The 26,466-nt window shown below is 55.7% G+C and carries 23 protein-coding genes and 7 tRNA genes; 2 read left to right on the top strand and 28 right to left on the bottom strand.

The features are described from left to right. Nucleotides 1–50: 50 nt before the first annotated feature. The 9 genes from rlpA to leuS form a co-directional block, all read right to left on the bottom strand. Nucleotides 51–1,124, bottom strand: a complete 1,074-nt coding sequence (gene rlpA, locus BBA90_RS15220; RefSeq protein ID WP_065649882.1) for an endolytic peptidoglycan transglycosylase RlpA — start codon at nucleotides 1,122–1,124, stop codon at nucleotides 51–53. 10 nt (nucleotides 1,125–1,134) lie between these two features. Next, nucleotides 1,135–2,247 carry a peptidoglycan glycosyltransferase MrdB gene (mrdB, locus tag BBA90_RS15215; protein ID WP_065650496.1) on the bottom strand — a complete coding sequence of 371 codons (1,113 nt, stop codon included), beginning with the start codon at nucleotides 2,245–2,247 and terminating at the stop codon, nucleotides 1,135–1,137. A gap of 8 nt (nucleotides 2,248–2,255) precedes the next feature. After that, entirely contained in the window at nucleotides 2,256–4,160 is a 1,905-nt protein-coding gene (gene mrdA / locus BBA90_RS15210) for a peptidoglycan DD-transpeptidase MrdA (protein ID WP_065649881.1), read from the bottom strand. A 33-nt stretch (nucleotides 4,161–4,193) separates the two neighbouring features. After that, a complete protein-coding gene (rlmH, locus tag BBA90_RS15205; RefSeq protein ID WP_013357098.1) occupies nucleotides 4,194–4,664 on the bottom strand; it encodes a 23S rRNA (pseudouridine(1915)-N(3))-methyltransferase RlmH in 471 nt (156 codons plus the stop codon). Nucleotides 4,665–4,667: 3 nt separating this feature from the next. Then, nucleotides 4,668–4,985, bottom strand: a complete 318-nt coding sequence (gene rsfS, locus BBA90_RS15200) for a ribosome silencing factor (protein WP_065649880.1) — start codon at nucleotides 4,983–4,985, stop codon at nucleotides 4,668–4,670. 111 nt (nucleotides 4,986–5,096) lie between these two features. Further along, nucleotides 5,097–5,765: a nicotinate-nucleotide adenylyltransferase gene (gene nadD / locus BBA90_RS15195; protein ID WP_065649879.1), complete on the bottom strand. Its 669-nt coding sequence runs from the start codon at nucleotides 5,763–5,765 to the stop codon at nucleotides 5,097–5,099. Then, entirely contained in the window at nucleotides 5,758–6,789 is a 1,032-nt protein-coding gene (gene holA / locus BBA90_RS15190) for a DNA polymerase III subunit delta (RefSeq protein ID WP_065649878.1), read from the bottom strand. The genes nadD and holA overlap by 8 nt, the downstream gene beginning before the upstream one ends. Next, a complete protein-coding gene (gene lptE, locus BBA90_RS15185) occupies nucleotides 6,786–7,385 on the bottom strand; it encodes an LPS assembly lipoprotein LptE (RefSeq protein WP_065649877.1) in 600 nt (199 codons plus the stop codon). The genes holA and lptE overlap by 4 nt, the downstream gene beginning before the upstream one ends. A 14-nt stretch (nucleotides 7,386–7,399) precedes the next feature. Next, complete coding sequence (gene leuS, locus BBA90_RS15180; protein ID WP_065649876.1) at nucleotides 7,400–9,982, bottom strand: leucine--tRNA ligase; 2,583 nt, start codon at nucleotides 9,980–9,982, stop codon at nucleotides 7,400–7,402. Nucleotides 9,983–10,283: 301 nt separating this feature from the next. Between leuS and BBA90_RS15175 the strand changes: the two genes are divergently transcribed. Continuing rightward, the gene (locus BBA90_RS15175; RefSeq protein ID WP_039383147.1) at nucleotides 10,284–10,766 is read left to right on the top strand and encodes a zinc ribbon-containing protein; all 483 of its coding nucleotides are present in this window, start codon (nucleotides 10,284–10,286) and stop codon (nucleotides 10,764–10,766) included. A gap of 59 nt (nucleotides 10,767–10,825) precedes the next feature. Here BBA90_RS15175 and BBA90_RS15170 read toward each other — a convergent pair whose 3' ends face one another. The 9 genes from BBA90_RS15170 to miaB form a co-directional block, all read right to left on the bottom strand. After that, nucleotides 10,826–11,551, bottom strand: a complete 726-nt coding sequence (locus BBA90_RS15170) for an amino acid ABC transporter ATP-binding protein (protein ID WP_039383149.1) — start codon at nucleotides 11,549–11,551, stop codon at nucleotides 10,826–10,828. Next, a complete protein-coding gene (gene gltK / locus BBA90_RS15165) occupies nucleotides 11,552–12,229 on the bottom strand; it encodes a glutamate/aspartate ABC transporter permease GltK (RefSeq protein WP_065649875.1) in 678 nt (225 codons plus the stop codon). Beyond that, nucleotides 12,229–12,969, bottom strand: coding sequence for an amino acid ABC transporter permease (locus BBA90_RS15160; RefSeq protein ID WP_065650495.1), 741 nt, complete (start codon nucleotides 12,967–12,969; stop codon nucleotides 12,229–12,231). The genes gltK and BBA90_RS15160 overlap by 1 nt, the downstream gene beginning before the upstream one ends. A 158-nt stretch (nucleotides 12,970–13,127) precedes the next feature. Next, on the bottom strand, nucleotides 13,128–14,021 hold the full coding sequence (locus BBA90_RS15155; protein WP_065649874.1) for a glutamate/aspartate ABC transporter substrate-binding protein: 894 nt from the start codon (nucleotides 14,019–14,021) through the stop codon (nucleotides 13,128–13,130). A 404-nt stretch (nucleotides 14,022–14,425) separates the two neighbouring features. Further along, complete coding sequence (lnt, locus tag BBA90_RS15150) at nucleotides 14,426–15,952, bottom strand: apolipoprotein N-acyltransferase (RefSeq protein ID WP_065649873.1); 1,527 nt, start codon at nucleotides 15,950–15,952, stop codon at nucleotides 14,426–14,428. 4 nt (nucleotides 15,953–15,956) lie between these two features. Next, the gene (corC, locus tag BBA90_RS15145; protein ID WP_065649872.1) at nucleotides 15,957–16,838 is read right to left on the bottom strand and encodes a CNNM family magnesium/cobalt transport protein CorC; all 882 of its coding nucleotides are present in this window, start codon (nucleotides 16,836–16,838) and stop codon (nucleotides 15,957–15,959) included. 81 nt (nucleotides 16,839–16,919) lie between these two features. Then, nucleotides 16,920–17,393, bottom strand: coding sequence for an rRNA maturation RNase YbeY (gene ybeY / locus BBA90_RS15140; protein ID WP_065649871.1), 474 nt, complete (start codon nucleotides 17,391–17,393; stop codon nucleotides 16,920–16,922). Beyond that, complete coding sequence (locus BBA90_RS15135) at nucleotides 17,390–18,463, bottom strand: PhoH family protein (RefSeq protein WP_065649870.1); 1,074 nt, start codon at nucleotides 18,461–18,463, stop codon at nucleotides 17,390–17,392. Before BBA90_RS15135 ends, ybeY begins: the two co-directional genes overlap by 4 nt. 205 nt (nucleotides 18,464–18,668) lie before the next feature. Continuing rightward, nucleotides 18,669–20,093, bottom strand: coding sequence for a tRNA (N6-isopentenyl adenosine(37)-C2)-methylthiotransferase MiaB (gene miaB, locus BBA90_RS15130; RefSeq protein WP_065649869.1), 1,425 nt, complete (start codon nucleotides 20,091–20,093; stop codon nucleotides 18,669–18,671). Between the two features lie 241 nt (nucleotides 20,094–20,334). On the opposite strand from miaB, the gene ubiF reads away from it, so the two are divergent. Then, nucleotides 20,335–21,507 (top strand): 3-demethoxyubiquinol 3-hydroxylase, encoded by a 1,173-nt coding sequence (ubiF, locus tag BBA90_RS15125; protein WP_065649868.1) that lies wholly within the window; start codon nucleotides 20,335–20,337, stop codon nucleotides 21,505–21,507. Between the two features lie 98 nt (nucleotides 21,508–21,605). Here the strand turns inward: ubiF and BBA90_RS15120 are convergent. The 10 genes from BBA90_RS15120 to nagC form a co-directional block, all read right to left on the bottom strand. Further along, a tRNA-Gln gene (locus BBA90_RS15120) sits at nucleotides 21,606–21,680 on the bottom strand. Nucleotides 21,681–21,708: 28 nt separating this feature from the next. Next, a tRNA-Gln gene (locus tag BBA90_RS15115) sits at nucleotides 21,709–21,783 on the bottom strand. A gap of 6 nt (nucleotides 21,784–21,789) precedes the next feature. Then, a tRNA-Met gene (locus BBA90_RS15110) sits at nucleotides 21,790–21,866 on the bottom strand. 30 nt (nucleotides 21,867–21,896) lie between these two features. Further along, a tRNA-Gln gene (locus tag BBA90_RS15105) sits at nucleotides 21,897–21,971 on the bottom strand. A gap of 34 nt (nucleotides 21,972–22,005) precedes the next feature. After that, nucleotides 22,006–22,080, bottom strand: a tRNA-Gln gene (locus tag BBA90_RS15100). A gap of 21 nt (nucleotides 22,081–22,101) precedes the next feature. Further along, nucleotides 22,102–22,186, bottom strand: a tRNA-Leu gene (locus BBA90_RS15095). Nucleotides 22,187–22,194: 8 nt separating this feature from the next. Then, a tRNA-Met gene (locus tag BBA90_RS15090) sits at nucleotides 22,195–22,271 on the bottom strand. 217 nt (nucleotides 22,272–22,488) lie between these two features. Beyond that, a complete protein-coding gene (gene asnB, locus BBA90_RS15085) occupies nucleotides 22,489–24,156 on the bottom strand; it encodes an asparagine synthase B (RefSeq protein WP_065649867.1) in 1,668 nt (555 codons plus the stop codon). Between the two features lie 298 nt (nucleotides 24,157–24,454). Further along, on the bottom strand, nucleotides 24,455–25,207 hold the full coding sequence (locus BBA90_RS15080) for an HAD-IIA family hydrolase (protein ID WP_039383168.1): 753 nt from the start codon (nucleotides 25,205–25,207) through the stop codon (nucleotides 24,455–24,457). Nucleotides 25,208–25,244: 37 nt separating this feature from the next. Further along, entirely contained in the window at nucleotides 25,245–26,465 is a 1,221-nt protein-coding gene (gene nagC, locus BBA90_RS15075; RefSeq protein WP_065649866.1) for a DNA-binding transcriptional regulator NagC, read from the bottom strand. Between the last annotated feature and the right edge of the window lies 1 nt (nucleotide 26,466).

Below are 26,466 nucleotides of genomic sequence, written 5' to 3'. Positions count from 1 at the left end.
ATCCCGCATTGCCGGTCAGTTTTAGCCGTAAATGTTACTGTCCGTCACTTTCAGGGACGGGCTGTGGTAATAAAGGCGTTAATCTGCGCTTCCGTACTGAGGCGCTGCTGCAGGGCCGCAGCATCCGCGCGGCGGGCAAAGCTGCCAAGCTGAACGCGGTAAACATTACCGCTGCTCTCAACCTTACCCGGCACGCCAAAGCGCTTACCCAGCGTGCTGGCCAGCTGCTGTGCGCGACCTGCATCATTCAGCGCGCCAGCCTGCACAACATAGCTGCCGCTGGCCGGTGCGCTCTGGCTGGTCGCGGCGGCGGGAGCGGCAGGGGCGGCTACTGCGGGTGCAGGGGCCGGCGGCGGCTCGCTGCCCTCCAGCACGCCGTTTGCTAACGGCTGCGGCGCGCCCAGAAAGCCGCTGCTCTGTACCGGGGCACCCAGGCTGTCGTCGCCCTGCAGCGCGCGGTTATCAACTTCGCGCACGTCTGTGTCTGCGGGCTGCGGCGCGCTGCCGCCGTTCATGACATTACCGCCGCTGAGATCGGGACGGGCGGGCAGCGCGTAGCTCTGCTTCGCCACCGTGGTGCCAATTGTACCGGGGCCGGAAACTGAGCCATCAGGCGCGACGTTGATAAAGTCGACCCGAACGCGCGTATTGTTTGAAATATTCAGACGATCGCCCGCGGCGCGTGACAGATCGATAATACGCCCCGGCATGTAGGGACCGCGATCGTTGACGCGTACCACAATCTGCCGGCCGTTGGCCATATTGGTGACACGCACGTAGCTTGGCAGGGGCAGGGTAGGATGCGCTGCGGTCAGTGCATCAGGATCGTAGGTTTCACCAATAGCGGTACGGTTGCCTTTAGCTTCATCGCCATACCAGGTTGCCAGGCCCACTTCACTGAAGTCTGACGGATTTTTGACCACGCGCCAGGTTTTGCCATTCACGCTGTAATCCTGGCTGGTGGCCGGATTGATCGGTTCATAGCGCGGCTCAACGCCCGGGATCTCCACTACCGGACCGTTATACGCCGGTTGTGGCGGTGGCGTATTTGTTTGCGGTTCCTGTGTGGTACAGGCACTTAATACCAGTGACGCCAGTGCAACCCCAAGCCAGTCCTTACGCATGTGCAGCCTCTTAAACGCTTTTAGACAACATTTTTCGATGAGTATGGATCGACATGACAATGCCGAACCCCGCCATTAATACGATTAGCGCCGACCCGCCGTAACTGACCAGCGGCAGCGGTACGCCAACCACCGGTAAGATACCACTTACCATGCCGATATTAACGAAAACATAAACAAACAGAATCAGCATTAATCCGCCTGACATCACGCGACCAAACGTGGTTTGCGCCCGTGCGGCGATGATCAGGCCGCGCATAATCAGCAGCAGATAGAGCAGCAGCAGCAGCAGCACGCCGACCAGGCCCAGCTCCTCTGCCAGCACGGCAAAGATAAAGTCGGTATGACGCTCCGGCAGAAACTCCAGCTGGGACTGCGTACCGTGCAGCCAGCCTTTACCGCGCAGGCCACCGGAACCGATGGCTATTTTGGACTGAATAATGTGATACCCCGCGCCGAGCGGGTCGCTTTCAGGATCGAGCAGCATCATCACGCGATCGCGCTGATAGTCATGCATCAGGAAAAACCACAGCACCGGAATAAAGGCGGCAACCAGCAGCACCGCCACGCCAATCAGCTTCCAGCTCATACCGGACAGGAACAGCACAAACAGGCCGGAAGCGGCGATCAGAATAGAGGTGCCGAGATCGGGCTGTGCTGCCACCAGCAGTGTAGGCATAAAGATCAGCACCAGGGCGATGCCGGTATTTTTCAGCGTGGGCGGACAGACGTCGCGGTTAATAAAGCGCGCGACCATCAGCGGCACGGCAATTTTGGCTATTTCTGACGGCTGAAAGCGCACAAATCCAAGATCGAGCCAGCGCTGTGCGCCTTTACTGATATGGCCAAAGGCGTCAACGGCTATCAGTAAAATCACGCAGACAATATAGAGATAGGGCGCCCAGCTCTCATAAACGCGCGGCGGTACCTGCGCCATCACCAGCATGATCACCGTGCCCATAGCAATCTGACCCAGCTTCCGCTCCATCATGCCCGGATCCTGCCCGCTGGCGCTCCAGATCACAATGGCGCTGTAAGTCAGCAGCGCAATAACAATTAACATAAACAGCGGGTCGATATGGATACGTGTCCAGATCGTCCTTTTCTGCGGACTATCGTTCATCGACATGATTATTCACCTTCGTAGCCGGGCGGCGTCGGGGCGGCTTCAGGCAGCACCGTATTATTGTCACCCAGCATTATGTGATCGAGGATCTGGCGCATTACGGTTCCCACTGCCGGGCCGGCGCCGCCGTTCTCCAGAATGATGGTAACGGCCACGCGCGGTTTGTCGTATGGCGCAAAAGCGGTCATGAGTTTGTGATCGCGCAGGCGTTCGGCAATTTTGTGCGCGTTATAGGTTTCATTCTCTTTCAGGCCAAATACCTGTGCGGTACCTGACTTGGCAGCAATTTTATAGGGCGCATCAGCAAAGCTTTTGTGTGCTGTACCGTTGGCGCGGTTGGCGACGCCATACATGCCATCTTTGGCAATCTCCCAATAGCCGGAGTGAATATCGCCAATCGGTGCATCCGGTGGCTGACGATAAGGCACCATGGCGCTGCCCTCACGCGTAGCGCGCAGCAGATGCGGCACTTTGATAACCCCATCATTAATCAGGATCAACATCGCTTTGTTCATCTGTACCGGCGTAGCAGTCCAGTAGCCCTGTCCGATACCGACCGGAATCGTGTCACCCTGATACCAGGGTTTTTTAAAGCGTTTCATTTTCCAGTCGCGCGTCGGCATATTACCGGCGCTCTCCTGCGGCAGATCGATACCGGTGCGATGACCATAGCCAAATTTGGTCATCCACTCCGAGAGGCGATCGATGCCCATATCATAGGCGACCTGATAGAAGAACGTATCCGCTGACTCTTCCAGCGATTTTGTAACGTTAAGACGGCCGTGGCCCCATTTTTTCCAGTCACGGTAACGCTTTTCAGAACCAGGGAGCTGCCACCAGCCAGGATCGAACAGGCTGGTATTACGGTTAATGACGCCCGCGCTCAGCGCTGATACCGCGACGTAAGGTTTTACCGTCGAGGCGGGCGGGTAGGCGGCCTGCAGTGCGCGATTATAGAGTGGCCGGTTTTCATCACTCAGCAGCGCCTTGTAATCTTTACTGGAGATGCCATCGACAAACAGGTTGGGGTCGTAGCTTGGCGTGGAGACCAGCGCCAGGATCTCACCGGTGCGCGGATCGCTGACAACAACCGCTGCCCGGCTGCCGGTCAGCAGAGTTTCAATGTATTGCTGCAGCCGGAGATCAACGGTCAGCCAGATATCGCGGCCCGCCTGCGGAGACTGCTCATGCAGCTGACGGATCACACGGCCACGGTTATTGACCTCGACCTCTTCATAGCCGGTTTTGCCGTGCAGCACATCTTCATAGTAGTTTTCGATACCGAGCTTGCCGATATCATGCGTGGCGGCATAGTTAGGCCACTTACCCTCTTCATCAAGGCGTTTGACATCGCGATCGTTGATTTTGGATACATATCCCACAACATGCGTCAGCGTCTGGCCATAAGGGTAATAGCGGCGCTGGTAGCCTTTAACTTCCACGCCGGGAAAGCGGTATTGATTCACGGCAAAACGTGCAACCTGGACTTCATTCAGGCCGGTTTTGACCGGAATAGAGGTAAAGCGACGCGAGCGCTTGCGCTCTTTTTCAAAGGCGTCGATATCGTCGTCAGTCAGATCCAGCACCGGTCGCAGCGCCTGCAGCGTCTGCTTCAGGTCGTCAACTTTTTCCGGAACCAGTTCCGCCTGATAAATCGTGCGGTTCAGCGCCAGCGGAACGCCGTTGCGATCGTAGATGATGCCGCGGCTCGGGGCGACCGGTACCAGCTTGATACGGTTCTCATTCGAGCGGGTGCTGTAATCATCAAACCGCAGGATCTGCAAATGATAGAGGTTGAAAATCAGCACGCAGGAGAGCAGCAGAATGCCGATGAACGCCACAAGGGCGCGGCGGACAAACAGTTTTTGTTCGGCAGTGTAATCGCGAAAAGCGTTGCTCTGTAGTTTCATCCGCTGCGTTTTTATCTGGAGGTTGTCGGGCGTTTATTCACGATGATAAGGGTGATTCGTGGTAATACTCCAGGCGCGGTAAAGGCTTTCAGCAACCAGTACGCGTACCAGCGGATGAGGCAGCGTCAGCGCCGACAGCGACCAGCTCTGTTCGGCAGCGGCTTTACACGCCGGAGCCAGGCCTTCAGGACCACCAATCAGCAGGCTGACGTCACGGCCATCCAGTTTCCAGCGTTCCAGCTGCTGTGCCAGCTGTGGGGTTTCCCACGGCTGTCCGGGAATATCGAGCGTGACAATACGATTACCTTTGCCCACTGCCGCCAGCATCGCTTCGCCTTCTTTTTCCAGAATGCGTTTAATATCAGCGTTTTTGCCGCGTTTTCCGGCCGTAACTTCAGTCAGCTCAAACGGCATATCTTTGGGAAAACGCCGCAGATACTCCATAAAACCGGTCTGAACCCAGTCGGGCATTTTAGTGCCAACGGCTACAAGTTGCAGTTTCACTGCTTAGCTCCAGAGCTTTTCCAGCTCATAAAGCTGACGGCTCTCTTCCTGCATTACGTGCACAATGACGTCACCGAGATCGACAACAACCCAGTCCGCTGCCGCTTTACCTTCCACGCCCAGCGGGGTCAGGCCAGCTGCGCGGGACTCCTGCATAACGTGATCGGCAATAGAGGCAACATGGCGGGTTGAGGTGCCGGTGCAGATGATCATGTAATCGGTGATGCTGGATTTGCCCTGAACATCAATCGCAATGATATCCTGGCCTTTAAGATCATCAATTTTATCAATAACGAACTCTTGGAGTGCTTTGCCTTGCAAAAGGTTCCCCTTAAAAACAGGTAATGCGGGCTGGCTGAATGCCCGGAAATGCAGCCAAAAATTAAGCGGCGCAGTATAGCATGCTACAACCGGGGGGGATATATATCCGGGTTATTTACCCGCGCCGGCTGGCGGAACATCCCGATAGAGGCCGGTGCGGTCGATATAGTCGATCACCGCTGCCGGCAGCAGCGTGCTGCAGGATTGCCCCTGATGACGCCGCTGGCGGATTTCAGTGGCAGAAATAGCATAAAGCGGCGTTTCCGCCAGCCAGATATGGCCCGCCGGCGCGTTGTGCAGCGCCGCACTATCCTGCGTCTGATGCTGTTCCAGCCACCGCTGCATCTCAGGCGACCCCATTTCTGTTGCATAGCCGGGTCGTTTGCAAACCAGCAGGTGACAGAGTGACAGCAGCTCCTGCCAGCGATGCCATTTATGCAGCGACAGCAGTGAATCCTGGCCGATGATAAAGCCGAGCGGCTGCCGGGGACCGCGCTCCTCACGCAGCGCTTCCAGCGTGGTGACAGTCCAGGAGGGGGTCTGGCGCTGCAGCTCGCGCGTGTCGATATCAAACAGCGGCCGGTCGGCAATCGCACACTGCAGCATCGCCACCCGCTGTGCGGCACTCGCTTCCGGCTGTGGCCGGTGGGGGGGCACATTGTTGGGCATCAGCGTGACTTTTTTCAGCCCAACCTGCTCCGCCAGCGCCTCTGCCGGATGCAGATGACCATAATGCACCGGATCAAACGTGCCGCCAAACAGGGCGCTGAGCTCAGACATCATGTAATCCTGACGGAAAGTGGCGCTGACTGAGCAGCAGCGAGAGCGTTTCCAGCTGCGGCCAGAGATTCTGACCATAATCCTGCTTCATGGTGAGCTCCAGCTCAGCCAGCAAGTGTATCGCCTGATGCAGCCGTTCGGCATCCAGCCGCTGCAGCGCCCCGGTGAAGAGCGCACGCCGGTTCTGCCAGATGCGCTGCTGGTCCATAAGCGCACGCAGAGGCTGCTTTGCCTGATTGCGCTGCAGATGCAGCAGCGTCAGCAGATCGCGCTGCAGGGTACGCAGCAGGATCACCGGTTCGCTGTCCTCTTTCTGCAGCTGATGCAGGATGTGCAGCGCCCGCTTGCCTTTTCCCGCCAGCAGCGTATCCACCCAGTGAAAGGGCGTAAAATGGGCAGCATCGTTTACTGCGGCTTCCACCCGCGGCAGCGTCAGCTTGCCGTCAGGCCAGAGCAGCGACAGCCGCTCCAGCGCCTGGGCCAGCGCCAGCAGATTGCCTTCATAGCAGTAGCAAAGCAGCTGAACAGCAGCGTCATCGACGCTGAGCTGCATCGCTTTGGCGCGAGCGGCGACCCAGCGCGGCAGCTGTGCCTGTTCAGGCGTCTGACACGGCACCAGTACTGCCTGCGCACTCAGCGCTTTATACCAGGCGCTGTTTTCCTGTGCTTTGGTCAGTTTTGTCATACGCAGCACCAGCAGAATATCGCTGTGCAGTAAGGCAGAAAGAGTAACCAGCTGCTCAGCCATCGCAGCATTCGGCCCGTTTTCCGGCAGCGTCAGCGTCAGTGTCTGACGCAGGGTGAACAGACTCAGCGCCTGACAGCTGGCGAAAAGCGCCTGCCAGTCGGTCTGGGCATCAAGCGTCACCGCAAAGTGCTCTTCAAACCCCTGGCTGCCAGCAGCGGCGCGAATAGCATCCGCACTCTCCTGAATCAGCAGGGGTTCATTACCGGCGAGAAAATAGCAGGCGCGCAGCCCCTCACGAAGCTGCGCGTGCAGTTGCTCAGGATAAATCCTGATCATTGCAGACTGGTGGCGGAAGAGGAGGGCACTTCCGGTGAATCAGAACCCGGCGTAATAACCTCCGGCTCCGGCAGCGTCTCTTTGTTATTGAGCTGCGCGGCATGCACCGTGAGCAGTTTACGCACCAGCTGCTCTGCTGCACGCTGACGCATCTCCTGCAGGATCATATCCTGTTCCGCATCCTTTGCCAGTGCGGCGTTAGGGTTGTCGAAGAACGAGCGGTAGACCGTGGTGCTGATAGGATAAATTCCTTTGCCTGGCAGCACGACCTGCGCGGTCAGCGTCATCACCAGCGAATATTCCGCCGTGGTACCGCTGATAAACACTGACGCGGTGTCACGCCCCTGTCGCACACTTCCCAGACGCAGCGTCGGGTAAGTTGCGCTGGCCTCTTTGCTGTCCTCAACGATGTTGACATCGTTGATGCGCAGCTGCTGACGCACGGTGCGCGCCAGCGGCCCGTAGGGATCGCCACTCTGTACAATCAGCGTTTTCATCTCCGATGGCACCTGAGTGGTGCCGCGCGGATGAAATCCACAGCCTGCGGTGGCCAGCACCGCAAGCAGGACAAACAGCCTGATAACTAGTTGTCGCACAGTTCCTCCTGAACTTAACCCACGACCAGGTTAAGCAGTTTGCCAGGGACATAAATCACTTTACGCAGCGTGACGCCGTCCAGATATTTTGCCACCAGTGGCTCCTGGGCGGCTCTCGCCTGCACCTGCTCCTGAGTAGCATCTGCTGCCACGGTGACTTTGCCGCGCACTTTACCGTTAACCTGTACCACGACCAGCATTGAATCATCGACCATTGCGGCTTCATCCGCTTCAGGCCACGGTGCATTATCAATGCTGCCTTCGCCACCCAGCGCCTGCCACAGCACATAGCTGGCATGCGGCGTGAACGGATAGAGCAGGCGCGTGACGGCGACCAGCGCTTCCTGCATCAGCGCGCGATCCTGTTCGCTCTCCTGCGGCGCGCGCAGCAGCTTGTTCATCAGCTCCATGATAGCAGCGATAGCGGTGTTGAAGGTCTGACGACGGCCAATGTCATCCGCAACTTTTGCAATGGTTTTATGCAGATCGCGACGCAGTGCTTTCTGCTCACTATTCAGTGCGCTGACATCCAGTGCGGCAGTGGCGCCTTTTGCTACATGATCGTAAGCCAGTTTCCAGACGCGTTTCAGGAAGCGGTTAGCCCCTTCTACGCCAGATTCCTGCCACTCCAGCGTCATATCAGCTGGCGATGCAAACATCATGAACAGGCGTACGGTATCGGCGCCATAACGCTCAACCATCAGCTGCGGGTCGATGCCGTTGTTTTTCGACTTCGACATTTTGCTCATGCCGGCATAGATAACATCCCGGCCCTGATTATCCACTGCTTTGGTGATGCGACCTTTATCATCGCGCTCAACGGTGACATCAACCGGGGAGACCCAGTTACGCTCACCGTTAACGCCAACGTAGTAGAACGCGTCTGCCAGCACCATGCCCTGACACAGCAGACGTTTAGCGGGCTCATCCGAATTTACCAGGCCCGCATCACGCAGCAGCTTGTGATAGAAACGGAAGTACATCAGGTGCATGATGGCGTGTTCGATGCCGCCCACATACTGGTCTACCGGCAGCCAGTAGTTGGCCGCAGCCGGATCCAGCATGCCTTCGTTGTAGTTAGCACAGGTATAGCGTGCATAGTACCAGGAAGACTCCATGAAGGTGTCAAAGGTATCGGTTTCGCGCAGTGCCGGCTGACCATTCACAGTGGTTTTGGCCCACTCCGGGTCCGCTTTGATTGGGCTGGTGATACCATCCATGACCACATCTTCCGGCAGAATAACCGGCAGCTGATCTTCTGGCGCTGGCATGACCGTGCCATCTTCCAGCGTCACCATCGGAATAGGTGCGCCCCAGTAGCGCTGACGTGAGACGCCCCAGTCGCGCAGACGGTAATTGACTTTGCGTACGCCAACGCCTTTTGCGGCCAGCGCGTCAGCAATCGCGTTGAAGCCTGCCTGATGATCCAGACCGTCGAACTCCCCTGAATTAAACAGCGTGCCTTTTTCGGTCATGGCGGCGCTGCTCAGATCGGGTTCTGAACCATCAAGGGTGAGGATAACCGGCTTGATGTTCAGGCCATATTTAGTGGCAAACTCCCAGTCGCGCTGGTCATGACCCGGGACCGCCATTACTGCACCGGTGCCATACTCCATCAGAACAAAGTTCGCGACCCACACCGGAATCGCTTCACCGGTCAGCGGATGGATAGCAGACAGGCCGGTCGCCATGCCTTTCTTCTCCATCGTCGCCATATCCGCTTCTGCTACTTTGGTCGTGCTGCATTCGGCGATGAAATCGGCCAGCACCGGATTGCCTGCGGCAGCCTGACGCGCCAGCGGATGACCCGCAGCCACGGCGATGTAGGTCGCGCCCATAAAGGTATCGGGACGGGTCGTATAAACCGTGACCTTTTCGTCGCTGTGCGCGACGTCAAACGTGATCTCAACGCCTTCTGAGCGACCGATCCAGTTACGCTGCATGGTTTTAACCTGCTCCGGCCACTCATCCAGCTTGTCGAGGTCGTTAAGCAGCTCTTCAGCGTAGTCGGTGATTTTGATAAACCACTGCGGGATCTCTTTGCGCTCAACTTTGGTGTCGCAGCGCCAGCAGCAGCCATCGATTACCTGCTCATTAGCCAGCACGGTCTGATCGTTCGGGCACCAGTTCACCGCCGAGGTCTTTTTGTACACCAGACCTTTTTCGTAGAGTTTGGTGAAGAACCACTGTTCCCAGCGGTAGTACTCTGGCTGACAGGTCGCCAGTTCGCGGCTCCAGTCGTAGCCAAAGCCCAGCAGCTTCAGCTGGTTCTTCATGTAGTCGATGTTGTCGTAGGTCCATGGCGCCGGTGCAGTATTATTTTTTACCGCAGCGCCTTCAGCGGGCAGACCAAAAGCGTCCCAGCCAATCGGCTGCAGAACGTTTTTGCCCAGCATGCGCTGATAGCGGGCAATAACATCGCCAATGGTGTAGTTACGCACGTGGCCCATGTGCAGGCGGCCAGAAGGATAGGGCAGCATCGACAGGCAGTAATATTTCTCTTTGCCTTCCTGCTCGGTGACTTTGAAGGTTTCATTTTCGTCCCAATGCTGCTGGACGCGGGATTCTATCTCTTCCGGGCGGTATTGCTCTTGCATGGCTGCCTGTGATCCTTAGTAAAAATCGTTTTCCCGGACCGTCTGGTGCAGCAGCAGAGCCGCTGACATCGTCGCCTGATGGCTTGACCGCCGCATCGGACAGGCCGGGTTTGTCTACTTATGATCCGCATAGCATACCCATAAGCCCCGCCCTCAACAACATTTCACCGTCCCTCTCCGCCGCTTTTCTGCGGAATGCGTTGCGGCTTCCGCGCTTTTGCAATTTCCGCGATGACCGTCAGAGCTTTTGCGATAAAGCGGCTAAACTTACAGCAGCCCTCACAGCAGAAAGGAGAATAAAATGAATAACGTGGCGCAGGCGTATCGAACCACGGTAGCAACGTTAACCCAGCGACTGGAGCACGGTGAACGCGATATCGACGCGCTGGTCGCGGAAGCGCGTCAGGATCTGCTGACCGACGAGAGTCTCTCATCTTCTGAAGTGGATGAAGTAATGCGTGCGGTGCGACGCGATCTTTACGAATTCTCCCGCAGCTATCCCGAAGCGGAGAGCGCGCTGGAAGATTCGGTCTTTTTACGTGTGATCCGTGAGAGCCTGTGGAAAGAGCTGGCGGATATCACCGATAAGAGCCAGCTGGAGTGGCGCGAAGTGTTTAAAGATTTGCATCACCACGGCGTTTATCAGAGCGGCGAGGTGGTTGGTCTGGGCAATCTGGTGTGCGAAAACTGCGGCTTTACGCGCGCTATTTATACGCCTGAAAGCCTGACGCGCTGTCCGGAATGCAATCACGACCAGTTTCAGCGCCAGCCGTTTGAGCCCTGACAGAGTGGTTAACACTGCGCGCCGCTGCGTTTGAGCAGGCGGCGCGCATGGTTCAGCGCTTAGTGCAGAATTTTTGCCAGAAACTCTTTCGCGCGCCCGGACTGCGGATTATTAAAGAAGTCATCTTTGCGGGTATCTTCGACAATTTTTCCTTCATCCATAAAGATAACGCGATTAGCCACCTTACGCGCAAAGCCCATTTCGTGCGTCACCACCATCATCGTCATGCCTTCGTTTGCCAGTTCAACCATGACATCCAGCACTTCATTGATCATCTCCGGATCGAGCGCGGAGGTGGGCTCATCAAACAGCATGGCGATCGGGTCCATGCAGAGCGCACGGGCGATGGCCACACGCTGTTGCTGGCCTCCTGAAAGCTGCCCCGGAAACTTCTCCGCGTGGGCAGAGAGCCCCACGCGCTTCAGCAGGGCTTGTCCTTTATCTCGCGCCGCCGTTTTATCGCGCTTCAGTACTTTTACCTGCGCCAGCACCAGGTTATCGATAATGCTCAGATGAGGAAACAGCTCAAAGTGCTGAAACACCATGCCGACCTGACTGCGCAGTTTGGCCAGATTAGTCTTTTTATTGTTCACTTCAGTGCCGTTGACCTGAATGCTGCCCTGCTGAACCGGCTCCAGCCCGTTGACGGTTTTAATCAGCGTGGATTTGCCCGAGCCCGAGGGCCCGCAGACCACCACCACTTCTCCTTTTTTTACCTCGGTTGAGCAGTCGGTCAGCACCTGAAAGTGCCCATACCACTTAGAAACATTTTTCAGGCTAATCATTTAAACTGTCCTTTTTCTTTTCAGATAGCTAACCAGCAACGACGCGCTCAGGCTGATCGCGAAATAGACCAGACCGGCAAACAGAACCATTTCCACCTGGGTACCATCGCGCTCACCAATAGTTGAGGCGGTGCGGAAGAAATCCGCCAGGCTCAGGACATAGACCAGTGAGGTATCCTGGAACAGCACAATGCCCTGAGTAAGCAGCAGCGGCACCATGGCGCGGAACGCCTGTGGCAGAATAATCAGCTTCATTGATTGCCACTGCGTCATGCCAAGCGCCAGTGCGGCATTTGACTGTCCGCGTGAGATACTCTGGATACCGGCGCGAATAATCTCGGAATAGTAAGCAGCTTCAAATAGCGCAAAGGCCACCATGGCAGAGATAAGACGAATATCCGTCTGGGGCGACAGGCCCAGCACCTGCTGCAGAAAGCTCGGAACCACCAGGTAGAACCACAGCAGTACCATGACCAGCGGGACTGAACGGAACAGGTTAACGTAGAGTTTTGCAAACCAGCGTACCGGGGCAAGCGTTGAAAGACGCATGACGGCCAGAATGGTGCCCCAGATAATGCCAAACACCACCGCGACGGCGGTAATCTTCAGCGTAATCACCATGCCGTTAAGCAGGTAGGGCAGGCTGGGCGGAATAGAGCTCCAGTCAAAATCGTACATTATTTCCCTCCCAGGTTGCCGGGCAGGCGAATTTTGCGTTCTACCAGACTCATAACCAGCATAATCACCAGATTAATGCCGACATAGGCAAGCGTAATCGCGGTAAAGGACTCATAGGCGTGCGCCGAGTAGTCGAGCAGCTTGCCAGCCTGTGCAGCCAGGTCTACCAGGCCAATCGTAGAGGCGATGGCGGAATTCTTTACCAGGTTCAGCATTTCAGAAGTCATCGGCGGCACAATGACACGGTAGGCGTTAGGCAGCAGCACATAACGATAGGTTTGTGACAGCGTCAGTCCCATTGCCAGTCCGGCATTTTTCTGTCCGCGCGGCAGCGACTGAATTGCCGCCCGTACCTGTTCGCAGACGCGTGCTGCGGTAAAGAGCCCGAGACAAATCATAGAAGAGAGAAAGAACTGAATATTTGGATCGAGTTCCGCCTTAAACCACATGCCGAGTTTTTCACCGACCAGTTCCGGTGCCACCAGATACCAGAAGAAGAACTGTACAATCAGCGGAATATTACGAAACAGCTCTACATAGCAGGTGCCAATCGCAGCCAGCAGGCGATTAGGGACGGTACGCAGAATGCCAAACAGCGATCCCACCAGAAAGGCGATAATCCAGGCGCAGCAGGAGACCGCGACGGTCACCTGAAATCCGGACCACAGCCAGCCAAGGTAAGTCGTATTGCCGAATGGAGCCTGCTGTAAAAAAATGCCCCAGTTCCAGTCGATACCCATAACGAGCTCCGGTAAAAAAAGGGTAGCCAGGCTACCCATAAGATTGTTGAGCAGTTTTTTTTCTGCCGCAGGGGAACGACCCGCAGCAGTCTGTCTGTCCATACCGCATGTTCAGCAATCAGGAGGGCAGCCTGGCTGCCCGTGTTATCGTTGTTACGTTACAGCGCCTTGTCGTTAGGTGCTTTAAACAGGGCCTGCATATCGGAGGAGAGCTCAAAATTCAGGTTGAGGTTTTTGGGCGGAATAGGTTGTTTGAACCATTTATCGAACCATTTAGTCGCTTCACCGGAGGTCTGCGCTTTAGCAATGGTGTCATCCAGCAGCTGTTTAAACTGTGGATCGTCTTTACGCAGCATGCAGCCGTAAGCTTCTTTGGATTGCGGTGTGCCCGTAATCTCCCAGTTATCAGGTTTCTTCGCCTTGGCGCGTTCGCCAGCCAGCAGGGCATCATCCATCATAAAGGCGACGGCACGTCCGGTTTCCAGCGTCCGGAACGAGTCACCATGATCTTTGGCACTGATAATGCGCATATCGAGCTTTTTCTCATCATTCAGCTTCCGCAGCAGAATTTCAGAGGTCGTGCCGGAGGTCACCACAACCGTTTTGCCTTTCAGATCGGTGAAGTCTTTAATGTCACCGCCTTTTTTCACCAGTAAACGGGTGCCGATAATAAAGATGGTGTCAGAGAAAGCAGCCTGCTGCTGACGTTCAACGTTATTCGTGGTGGAACCACATTCAAAATCGTAGGTGCCGTTCTGCAGCAGTGGAATACGGTTCTGCGAGGTTATAGGCAGCATTTTGATTTGCAGATCGGGTTTGTTCAGTTTGGCTTTGATCGCGGCCACAATAGCGCTGGAGTAGTCCTGCGAATAGCCAACAACTTTTTGCTGGTTGTCATAATAAGAAAAGGGAACGGATGACTCACGATGGCCGACGACAATAACGCCGCTGTCGTTAATCTTTTTCAGCGTGCCGGTGAGATCTTCTGCCTGAGCCGCGCCCGCTGCTGCTCCCAACAGCAGAAGTGATAAGGCCACTTTGCGCATTTGCATGTTCCAACTCCTTCGTGTGGATGTCGCGCAGAATAAAACTGCGCAGAGCGTGATGTGATGTCTGTGTCCTGCTGCTTTTTTTAATAACCCTTTAGCGCAACTGCGCGCAGGATAGGGACTAACATAGCGAAATGTTAACGCAATGAAACAAAAAACTTTGTTTTTTGCGAGCCGCTCCGCACCATTACAAAGCAATATCACTGCCTTGCGCCGTTTCAGTGCGCAGCCGTGCCCGGTAACAGTGCGCAATGCTGACGGCAGGCAGCCTGCTGCCGGCATTAGCCATTGTTGCCATGGTTAACAGCAAGCTTCGTGCCATATCAGATGGCAGTGCAGGAAAATGTTGCAGCAAAACGGCAAAAAAAAAGCGAAGCCGTAGCTTCGCTTCAGGGAGAGTGCGTACGTCAGACGCGACGGCGTACAATGGCAGCAGTGATCGCTGCGAGCGTCAGTAACCAGACAGGCCAGATACCGCTGCGTGCATAGGGTGTTTCACCTGCAGTAGGTGTTACGCGCGCCTCCAGTACCCGGCGGGTAAACTGCGGTATCATCTTCTCAACATCGCCATCGGCGTTGACTACCGCCGTAACGCCGTTGTTTGTTGAGCGCAGCAGCGGACGGCCCAGCTCAAGTGCACGCATGCGCGCCATCTGAAAATGCTGCCACGGGCCAATTGAGTGGCCGAACCAGGCATCATTTGAAACCGTCAGCAGGAAGTTAGTATCTGGCCGGAAGTTGGCACGGACCTGTTCTCCCAGGACGATTTCATAGCAGATGGCGCTGGTGAGGTTATAACCCGCCACGTTAAGCTGTGGCTGAACGTAAGCCCCGCGGCTGAAAGAGGACATCGGCAGATCGAAGAACGGCGCCAGCGGACGCAGCAGGCTCTCCAGCGGCACAAACTCGCCAAACGGGACCAAATGGTTTTTCTGATAGCGGTTGCGGCTCTGATAGCTGTAGGGCTGCTTGCCGCCGAGCACGATGACGGAATTATAATCATGATAGCGATTATCCCCCTCAATGCGTGAGTCAACAATGCCGGTGATCAGGCTGCTGCCGCGCGCGCGCAGCTCCGCATCCAGCGCATGTAAGAAGGGCTGCTGATTACTCTCAAGATCGGTAATAGCAGATTCAGGCCAGATAATCAGCGGTGCGCTGCCTATAAAGGGCTGACTGTAGCTGGTATAGACGCGCAGCGTGTCGCGCAGCTGCTGCGGATCCCATTTCATCGACTGCGGAATATTACCCTGTACCATCGCCACATCCACGCTGCGTGCCGGCAGTGGCTGATACCAGTGCAGCATACGCAGCGGCCACGGCAGCAGCAGCAGGGCTGCAGCAACGATCAGACTTCTCAGACTGCGCTGGTGCAGGGCAAAGACCAGCAGCCCGGCAATCATCATCAGCAGGAAGGTGATGGTCTCAACGCCCGCAAGCGGCGCAATACCTTTCAGCGGCCCGTCAATCTGGCTGTAGCCAAACTGCAGCCAGGGGAAACCGGTCAGTACCCAGCCGCGCAAAAACTCACTGATTTGCCATAATGCCGGTGCCGCCAGCGCCAGCCGCCATACGGTAGCACGCGGCCAGAAGCGGTTAAGCACCACGGCAAACAACAGCGGATAGAGCGCCAGATACGCTGCCAGCAGCAGCACCAGAAAGACATTTACCGGGCCAGGCATACCGCCAAACGTAGCGATGCTGACATAGACCCAGTTAATGCCGCTGCCAAACAGGCCAAAGCCCCATGTAAAGCCGATCGCTGCAGCCTGTGCAGGACGGCGGCCTGGCAGTAAGACCTGCAAACCCGCCAGCGAGATAAGTGCTGCAGGCCAGAAGTCGTAAGGAGAAAAGGCGAGGGTGCCGGTGGCACCCGCAATCAGCGCCAGCAGCAGACGTATCCGCTGGCGGGAAAAAAGAGAGGCTGATGCCATAGAATTATTCGTCTTCGAGTTGCGGTTGTGGAGAATCTTCCGGAATTTTCACATGCACCTGAATAATACGACGGCTGTCTGCCATAGCGATTTTGAAGTGGTAGTCATCAATAGTGATACTCTCGCCGCGCGCCGGCAGATGGCCGAAGCCCTGCATAACCAGACCACCAATCGTATCCACTTCGTCGTCGCTGAAATCAGTGCCAAACGCCTCATTGAAGTCTTCAATCGGCGTCAGCGCCCGTACCGTGTAGGTGTGGCGGTTAAGCTGACGAATGTCGCGATCTTCTTCGTCGTCATACTCATCTTCAATTTCGCCGACAATCAGCTCCAGAATATCTTCAATCGTAACCAGACCGGATACGCCACCAAACTCATCAATAACAATCGCCATATGATAGCGCTGCGAGCGGAACTCTTTCAGCATGCGGTCAACACGCTTGCTTTCCGGCACTACCACCGCCGGACGCAGCACCTTTTCCATGCTGAATGGCTCAGCGCTGCTGCTCATAAACGGCAGCAGATCTTTTGCCATCAGAATGCCTTCAACGTGATCTTTATCTTCGCTGATGACCGGAAAGCGCGAGTGTGCAGATTCAATAATCACTGCCAGGCACTCTTCCAGACTCTGATTGCGCTTCAGGGTGATCATCTGCGAGCGCGGGATCATGATATCGCGCACGCGCTGTTCGGCAATGTCGAGCACCCCTTCCAGCATGTCGCGGGTATCCTGATCAATCAGCTCTTTTTGTTCAGAATCACGGATCAGACCCAGCAGTTCATCACGATTTTTAGGTTCACCGTGAAACAGCTGGCTAAGCAGCAGGGAAAAGAAGCCCTTTTTACTACTGGGGGCGTCGTTGTTTTGAGAATGGTCGTCGCTCATGGCGTTTTAATTACGATCTCGCTGTTAGATAAGGATAGCTGCCCGCGTCCCGCCGGCAGCACAGTAGCCTGAACCCGTGGCTCAGGCGTCTTCTTTCTCCGAAATGTACGGGTCGGGATAACCAAGAGCAAGCATTATCTCAGTCTCCAGCGCCTCCATCTCTTCGGCTTCACTGTCTTCAATATGGTCATAACCCAGCAGATGCAGCGTGCCGTGTACCACCATATGTGCCCAGTGGGCTTCCGTGCTTTTACCCTGTTCAGCCGCTTCCTGCTCAACCACCTGGCGGCAGATGATTAAATCTCCCAGCAGGGGCAGTTCAATACCCGGCGGTGCTTCAAAAGGAAAGGAGAGCACGTTGGTCGGCTTATCTTTGCCGCGGTAAGTCAGGTTTAGCTCGTGACTCTCCGCTTCATCAACCAGGCGAATAGTCACTTCGCTTTCAGGCTGAAAAGGGGTGACGGCCGCTTCCAGCCAGCGCTGAAAAGCGGTCTCTTCCGGCAGGCCGTGTGCTTCGGCGCAGGCCTGCTGTAAATCCAGTACTACCGTACTCATGACGGCTCCTGTGGTGGTGTGGTGATCGCAGCCTGTGCAGCCAGCGATTCCCGTTTACGCTCTTCCGCCAGTTTATCACGGCGTTTCTGATCCGCCTCTTCCCAGGCTTCATACGCGTTTACAATACGTGCCACGACCGGGTGGCGTACCACATCTTCGCTGTGGAAGAAGTTAAAGCTGATTTCGTCAACGTCAGCCAGCACTTCAATCGCATGGCGCAGACCCGACTTAGTGCTGCGCGGCAGGTCAATCTGCGTCACGTCACCGGTGATCACCGCTTTCGAGTTAAAGCCGATGCGCGTCAGGAACATCTTCATCTGTTCAATGGTGGTGTTCTGGCTCTCATCAAGGATCACAAACGCATCATTCAGCGTACGGCCGCGCATATAGGCGAGCGGCGCCACCTCAATCACGTTACGCTCCATCAGCTTTTCAACCCGCTCAAAGCCGAGCATCTCAAACAGTGCGTCATAAAGCGGACGCAGATAGGGATCAACCTTCTGGCTCAGATCGCCAGGCAGAAAGCCCAGTTTTTCACCCGCTTCTACTGCCGGACGGGTCAGCAGAATACGACGGATCTCCTGACGCTCCAGCGCATCAACCGCGGCGGCTACTGCGAGATAAGTTTTACCGGTACCCGCCGGGCCAATACCAAAGGTGATATCGTGGTCGAGAATGTTGGCGATATACTGCGCCTGATTCGGCGTGCGCGGCTTAATCACGCCGCGTTTGGTTTTAATGTTTACCGCTTTGCCATACTCCGGCACGCTTTCGGCGGTCTGCTCCAGCACCCGGCTCTCTTTAATGGCCAGATGGATCTGATCCGGTTCGATATCCGGAATGTGGCCGCGTACCGGCGCGGTATCCACGTACAGCGTACGCAGAATATGTGCAGCGGCGTCAACGCTGAGGGCCCGGCCCACCAGCTTAAACTGGTTATCACGGCGGTTGATTTCGATGCCCAGACGGCGTTCCAGCTGCTTCACATTGTCATCAAACGGACCGCACAGGCTCATCAGACGCTGGTTGTCGGCAGGTTCCAGGGCGATTTCACGAGTTTCGATATTCAATTGAATCCTTTGGGTCACACAGGGCCAGTTGAAAAAGTGTAGGGATGCCGCGCGTGCGCGTCATCAGCGTATGACAAAATTATTTATGGGACAGCATCAGGACGCAAGCGCAGGGAAAGATATTTGGGCGAGCGCTGCAGAATGCAAGGGCTGGCGGATGAAACAGGCGGCAGCACGCTGCGTGCTGCCGCACAGTCATTAATTGTCAGGGCTGATACAGGCCGACGCCGGTTTCATCCTCTTTGCGGGTGCGGGCAATCACGGCTGCCGGACTCTGCGCTACGCGCAGTCCCATGCGATCTTCGGTGCGTACGACCACGCCGCGCAGTGAGTTGGCGTAGACATCAACGATTTCAACGTCGACAAATCTGCCAATCATGCTGACTGAGCCTTCAAAGTTCACTACACGGTTATTTTCAGTACGTCCGGTCAGCTCCATCACATTTTTACGTGATGTGCCCTCAACCAGAATACGCTGAACGGTGCCAACCATGCGGCGGCTGATCGCCATTGCCTGCTGCTGGATACGATCCTGCAGTATGTAAAGGCGCTGCTTTTTCTCCTCTTCCGGCACGTCATCAGGCAGATCGGCCGCAGGCGTACCCGGACGGGCAGAGTAGATAAAGCTGTAGCTGGTATCAAAGTTAACGTCGTGGATCAGCTTCATGGTCTGTTCAAAATCGTGCTGGGTTTCACCCGGGAAGCCGATGATGAAATCAGAGCTGATTTCGATATCAGGGCGTGCTGCGCGCAGCTTGCGAATAATTGCTTTGTACTCCAGCGCGGTGTGCGCACGCTTCATCAGCGTCAGAATACGATCGGCACCGCTCTGAACCGGCAGATGCAGGAAGCTCACCAGCTCCGGCGTATCGCGATAGACATCAATGATGTCATCGGTGAACTCAATCGGATGGCTGGTGGTAAAGCGGATGCGATCGATACCGTCAATGGCGGCGACCAGACGCAGCAGCTCGGCAAACGTGCAGATCTGGTCATCAAAAGTTGGGCCGCGATAGGCGTTGACGTTCTGACCCAGCAGATTAACCTCGCGCACACCCTGAGCCGCCAGCTGGGCGATTTCCAGCAGAATATCGTCGCAGGGACGACTGACTTCTTCGCCGCGGGTATACGGCACCACGCAGAAAGTGCAATATTTATTGCACCCTTCCATGATAGAGACGAAAGCCGTCGGGCCTTCAGCGCGCGGCTCAGGCAGACGGTCAAATTTTTCAATTTCCGGGAAGCTGACGTCAACGACCGGGCTTTTATTGCCACGTACCTGATTAATCATCTCCGGCAGGCGATGCAGTGTCTGTGGCCCAAAGACGATATCAACACACTGCGCACGCTGACGCAGTTTATCGCCTTCCTGCGACGCCACGCAGCCGCCCACGCCGATGATAAGATCCGGATTGGCCGCTTTAAGCTTTTTCCAGCGCCCTAACAGGTGAAAAACTTTCTCCTGCGCTTTCTCACGGATAGAGCAGGTATTGAGCAGCAGAACATCTGCGTCTTCGGCTTCCTCCGTCAGAGTGTAGCCGTGCGTACTGTTCAGCAGGTCAGCCATCTTGGATGAATCATACTCATTCATCTGACAGCCCCAGGTTTTGATATGCAGTTTTTTGGTCATTGAACCAGCCATTGAATCTGAGCAGGGAAGTGCAGGGGGCATAGTGTAATGCTTTGGGGGGGATGTGACCAGCGTGCCTGTCATACTTCGCGCTGCTGAGTGTCAGCCGGACTGCTGCACAGCAGCGAGGGGGCAAAGAGAGGGGGAAGCGGCTCAGCCCCCTATTGCGGATGATTTCCGGTACACTTTGTTTATCAGCAAACGCCGTGGGGCGTTATGGCAACAGGAAAGGTGAGGATCGATGCAGGAGAGACAGTATGACGTGGTCATCGTCGGAGGTGGCATGGTGGGGGCCGCACTGGCCTGCGGGCTGGCGCAGCAGCAGTTCCGCGTCGCTGTCATTGAGCGTGCAGAACCTGATGCGTTTGATGCCGGCCGTGAGCCTGATATCCGTATATCCGCCATTGGTGCTTCTTCGGTTGCGCTGCTGCAGCAGCTGGGTGCCTGGGCACGCGTAGAGACGATGCGCAGCGCACCCTATCGCAAACTGGAAACCTGGGAGTGGCAGAGCGCGCACGTTACGTTTGATGCGGCATCGCTGGGCCTGCCGGTGCTCGGCTATATGGTGGAGAACCGCGTACTGCAGCGGGCGCTGTGGGAACAGATGCAGCAGGATGGCGTTGCGCTGTTATGCCCGGCAACCCTGCAGGATCTGCAGCCGCACAGCGGCGGCTGGCACGTGACGCTGGATCAGGGCGCACCGCTTGATGCCCGGCTGGTGGTTGGCGCGGATGGCGCTAACTCGCGGGTACGTCAGCTGGCAGGCATCGGTGTACACGGCTGGAACTATGCGCAATCCTGCATGCTTATCAGTGCTGAATGTGAACACGCAGCGGGCGATACCACCTGGCAGCAATTTACCCCGCAGGGGCCGCGCGCCTTTCTGCCGCTGTTTGACCAGCATGCATCGCTGGTGTGGTATGACGCACCTGCACGTATCCGGCAGCTGCAGGCGCTGCCGCTAAGCCAGCTGGAGAAAGAGGTCAGTCTGAACTTCCCGGCCCGTCTCGGACGTTTCCAGGTAAAAAGCGCGGCGTCGTTCCCGCTGGTCCGGCGTCACGCCACGCGCTACGTCATGCCGGGACTGGCGCTGGTGGGGGATGCTGCACATACAATTAATCCGCTGGCGGGGCAGGGGGTTAACCTGGGCTATCGCGATGTGGATGCGCTGATTACGGTGTTAACCGAGGCGCGCAGTCAGGCACAGACGTGGTCAGCGATGGCGGTGCTGCAGCGCTATCAGCGTGAACGCTATCGTGACAATCTGCTGATGCAGGGCGGTATGGATCTGTTCTATTTTGCCTTTAGCAATGCGCTGCCGCCGCTGCGGCTGGCACGTAATCTGGGATTGATGGCGGCGGAGCGCGCTGGCGGACTGAAGCGTCGCGCGCTGCGTTACGCGCTGGGGCTCTGATCGGATTCTCTGCTGGCGCAATGCGCTGGCAGAATGCGCGGCATTTTACTGAACGTCAGAAACAACAAAGCCCGCAAAAGCGGGCCTGTTGTGCAATTTGGCTGGGGTGCAGGGATTCGAACCCCGGAATGCTGGTATCAGAAACCAGTGCCTTACCGCTTGGCGACACCCCAATAGGTGTTAGATCAAATTGTCTTTGTATGGCTGGGGTGCAGGGATTCGAACCCCGGAATGCTGGTATCAGAAACCAGTGCCTTACCGCTTGGCGACACCCCAATTATCTGGTGGCTACGACGGGAATCGAACCTGTGACCCCATCATTATGAGTGATGTGCTCTAACCGACTGAGCTACGTAGCCATTCTACTGCTTTACTGCTTTTCCCGATGCTGGCTGGGATACCTGGATTCGAACCAGGGAATGCCGGTATCAAAAACCGGTGCCTTACCGCTTGGCGATATCCCATCTGTTAACGCGTATCCACGAAAACATATCGGATTGGCTGGGGTACCTGGATTCGAACCAGGGAATGCCGGTATCAAAAACCGGTGCCTTACCGCTTGGCGATACCCCATCCGGCTGCCGAAGACTGAAATGGTGCGGGAGGCGAGACTTGAACTCGCACACCTTGCGGCGCCAGAACCTAAATCTGGTGCGTCTACCAATTTCGCCACTCCCGCAAAAAAGATGGTGGCTACGACGGGAATCGAACCTGTGACCCCATCATTATGAGTGATGTGCTCTAACCGACTGAGCTACGTAGCCATCTTTTTTCGCGTTACCTTCAACGGCGTTGCGGGGCGCATTATGCGTATTGAGCTTTGTAGCGTCAACAGTTTTTTTGCCGTTTTTTACCTTGCGGTGCCCGTTTGTCTGGCTTGTAACCAGCCTGGTGCTTTATTCATCGATTTTCGATCACATCCGCGTCAGTTGCAACTAAAAAGGGACCGCTGCGGGTCCCTTATTTTTTCTGACACGACGCTTATTTGTAAGCGGACTGATGCACGCCAACGGCACGGCCGGACGGATCGTCCATGGATTTGAACGCCTCATCCCACTCAATCGCTTTGGCCGAAGAGCAGGCCACAGACGGTCCGCCAGGCACACACTCCGCCGCGCTCGGCAGCGGGAACAGCTCCTCAAAAATTTCGCGATAGAGATACGCTTCTTTAGAGCCAGGCATGTTGTGCGGGAAGCGGAAGTGCGCGGTCGCCAGCTGCTGATCGCTTACCTGCTGCGCCGCCACTTCTTTCAGCGTATCGATCCAGCTGTAACCGACGCCATCAGAAAACTGCTCTTTCTGACGCCACGCCACGCTCTCCGGCAGATAAGATGAGAAGCATTCACGCAGAATGTGCTTTTCCATCTTCCCGTTGCTGCCGCACAGTTTATCTTCCGGGTTGATGCGCATTGCTACATCAAGGAACTTTTTGTCCAGGAACGGCACGCGTGCTTCTACACCCCAGGCTGACATCGCTTTGTTGGCGCGTGCGCAGTCAAACATATGCAGCGCCAGCAGTTTACGTACGTTCTCTTCATGGAACTCGCGGGCGTTTGGCGCTTTATGGAAGTAGAGATAGCCGCCAAATACTTCGTCCGCGCCTTCACCTGAAAGCACCATTTTGATACCCATCGCCTTGATTTTGCGCGACATCAGATACATCGGCGTTGAGGCGCGAATGGTGGTGACATCGTAGGTTTCGATGTGGTAAATCACGTCACGGATCGCGTCCAGACCTTCCTGCACCGTGAAATGAATTTCGTGGTGCACGGTACCGAGATGATCGGCAACTGCCTGTGCAGCTTTCAGATCGGGCGAACCTTCCAGACCGACAGCAAACGAGTGCAGCTGTGGCCACCAGGCGTCGCTCTTATCAGCATCTTCCACCCGTTTAGCGGCAAAACGCTTGGTGACGGCTGAAATGATTGAAGAGTCCAGTCCGCCTGAGAGCAGCACGCCGTAAGGAACATCAGACATCAGATGGCTTTTTACTGACTCTTCCAGCGCATGTTTCAGGCCGGCAGCATCCGTGGTGTTCTGCGCAACCGCCGCAAAATCCATCCAGTCGCGCTGCCAGTAACGGCGGATCTCACCGTCAGTGCTGGAGAGGTAGCTTCCCGGCGGGAATTCTTTAATAGAGCGGCAGACCGGGACCAGCGCTTTCATTTCAGACGCCACGTAAAGGTTGCCATGCTCATCATTACCCATATAGAGCGGAATGATACCGATATGATCGCGACCAATCAGGTACTGCTGTTTTACGCTGTCCCACAGGATGAAAGCAAACATACCCTGCAGGTCGTCGAGGAAATCGACACCTTTTTCCTGATAGAGCGCCAGGATCACTTCGCAGTCGGAGCCGGTCTGAAACGCGTAACGATCGCTCAGCTCAGCGCGCAGCGCCTGATGGTTATAAATTTCGCCGTTCACGGCCAGTACGTGGGTGTGGTCAGCGTTATACAGCGGCTGTGCGCCGTTGTTAACGTCAACGATTGAAAGGCGCTCATGCACCAGGATAGCGTTATCGTCGGCAAACACACCTGACCAGTCCGGGCCGCGGTGACGCATCAGACGGGAACACTCCAGCGCTTTCTTACGCAGTTCAGCAGAATCGCTTTTCAGATCCAGCACACCAAAAATCGAACACATAACTGACTCCTGATCTCACCCTGTGGCGATGTTATTTTGCATTTGTCCGGCAGCCTGCGCTGCGTGATGTATAAGAAAATGCGCTAATTGGTGGTGGTTGCGCAAGTAAAATAACGTTTTTATGATAAATAGAGTGTTGCAGAGGTGAATAAATTGAATTTTATCTAAAATAAAAGCCGTATTTTTAGATGGCATCTAATAATTTGCCGGTTTAGATCTTTTTGTCACCAGTGGTCTGAAACAAAAACGCCCCGCACACCGGTAAGTGAGCAGGGCGTCAGCTGGTTCACCGCACCAGTCAGAACAGATCGATATCGGCGACGGAAGGAAAAATCCAGTCAGGCCGGAACGGCATCGCATCGATGTCGCTCAGGGTGGAGACACCTGACAGCACCAGAATGGTTTCGAGCCCGGCCTGGAAGCCCGCCAGAATGTCCGTGCGCAGGTTATCGCCCACGATTACCGTCTCTTCAGAGTGCGCATGCATTTTATTCAGCGCCGCCCGCATAATGTAGGGGCTGGGCTTGCCGACATAAAACGGCTTGCGTCCGGAAATGGTTTCGATACCGGCGCAGAGTGCGCCGCAGGCGGGAATAAAGCCGCGCGCATGGGTATCCGGATTGGTTGCAATAAAGCGCGCGCCATTAGCCACAAAAAAAGCGGCTTTATGCATCATATCCCAGTTAAACGAACGCGTTTCACCGACGATAACAAAGTCAGGATTGACGTCGGTAATGGTAAAGCCGGCGTTATAGAGTTCGTGAACCAGCGCACCTTCTCCGATCACATAGGCTTTTTTTCCTTCCTGACGACGCAGGAAATCAGCGGTGGCCATAGCAGAGGTATAAAAAACGGAGTCAGGAATGTCGACGCCAGCGTTGGAAAAACGGTTGGCCAGATCCTGCGCTGTCTGCGACGGATAGTTAGTCAGCACAACCAGCGGCATGCCTTTTTCCAGAATGCGCTGCAGAAATTCATTAGCCCCTTTCACGGCGGTGTTGTCATGCATCAACACGCCATCAATATCACAGATTACGCTTTTAATGGTCATACACGATCCCGGTCAGGCCTGCTCAGGCAGGTTACAGTTAATCTTCCAGCAGATGCTGCAGCAGAATGCCATTTAGCATAGCGCGTTTCGCCAGCGCAAACGCGCCAATTGCAGAGCGGTGATCCAGCTGTGAGCGCACAACCGGCAGGTTTTTCCGAAACTCGCGCAGCACCTGCGTATTGATACAGCTCTCGATGGCGGGAAACAGCACTTTGTCTGCTTCAGTGATTTCGCCCGCCAGCACCACCTTTTGCGGGTTAAAAAGGTTGATTGCGATCGCAATCGCTTTGCCGAGATAACGACCAACATACTCAATCACTTCACACGCCAGCGCGTCGCCCTGATTAGCGGCGTGACAGATTTGCGGCATCAGGCAGTTATCCAGTGACAGCACACTCGGATACCCCTGATTCAGCAGATGGCGTACGCGGTTTTCAATGGCACCATTCGCGGCGATGGTTTCCAGACAGCCAAAGTTGCCGCAGTGGCAGCGCTCGCCTAACGGATCCACCTGAATATGGCCGATTTCACCCACGTTACCGTTACTGCCCAGGAAAATCTGTCCGTTAGCAATGATGCCGGCACCGGTCCCGCGATGCAGCCGCACCAGAATCGAATCAGCACAGTCGCGGCTTGCACCAAAGTAGTGCTCGGCCAGCGCCAGGCTGCGGATATCGTGACCCACAAAGCTGGTCACGCTGAACCGCTGCTGCAGGCTGGCTACCAGCGGCCAGTGGCTGACGGCAATGTGCGGCATATAGCGGATAATGCCTTTAACCGGATCGACCAGCCCGGGCAGGATGACGGCAATAGCGATCAGCTCATGAATTTTGCGCTGATGCACGTTAATAAACGCGCTAATGGCATTAAATAGCGCGTTCTCCAGCGTCTCCTGCGTGCGTTCCGGTAGCGGATAATCTTCCTGCGCCAGCGATTTACCGCTTAAATCAAACAGGGTGAGCGTGGCATCATTGCGCCCGAGACGGACGCCGATGGTATGAAAGTGACGGGTTTCCGTAATAATGGAGATGGCGCGGCGACCTCCGGTAGAGGCCTGCTGCTCAACCTCTTTGATCAAGCCGCGTTCAATCAGCTGACGGGTAATCTTGGTGACACTGGCGGGCGCAAGCTGGCTGAGATCGGCAATCTGAATGCGCGAAATCGGCCCCTGTTGATCGATCAACCGATAAACGGCTGCGCTATTGAGTTGTTTGACAAGATCGACATTTCCTATTTGAGTCTGGCCGCCAGTGGTCATT

Source organism: Pantoea eucrina, from assembly GCF_001691555.1.
Taxonomy (GTDB): Bacteria; Pseudomonadota; Gammaproteobacteria; order Enterobacterales; family Enterobacteriaceae; genus Pantoea; species Pantoea borealis.
The sequence above is the reverse complement of the archived record's forward strand: the minus strand, read 5'-3'. Positions and strand labels throughout refer to the sequence as shown.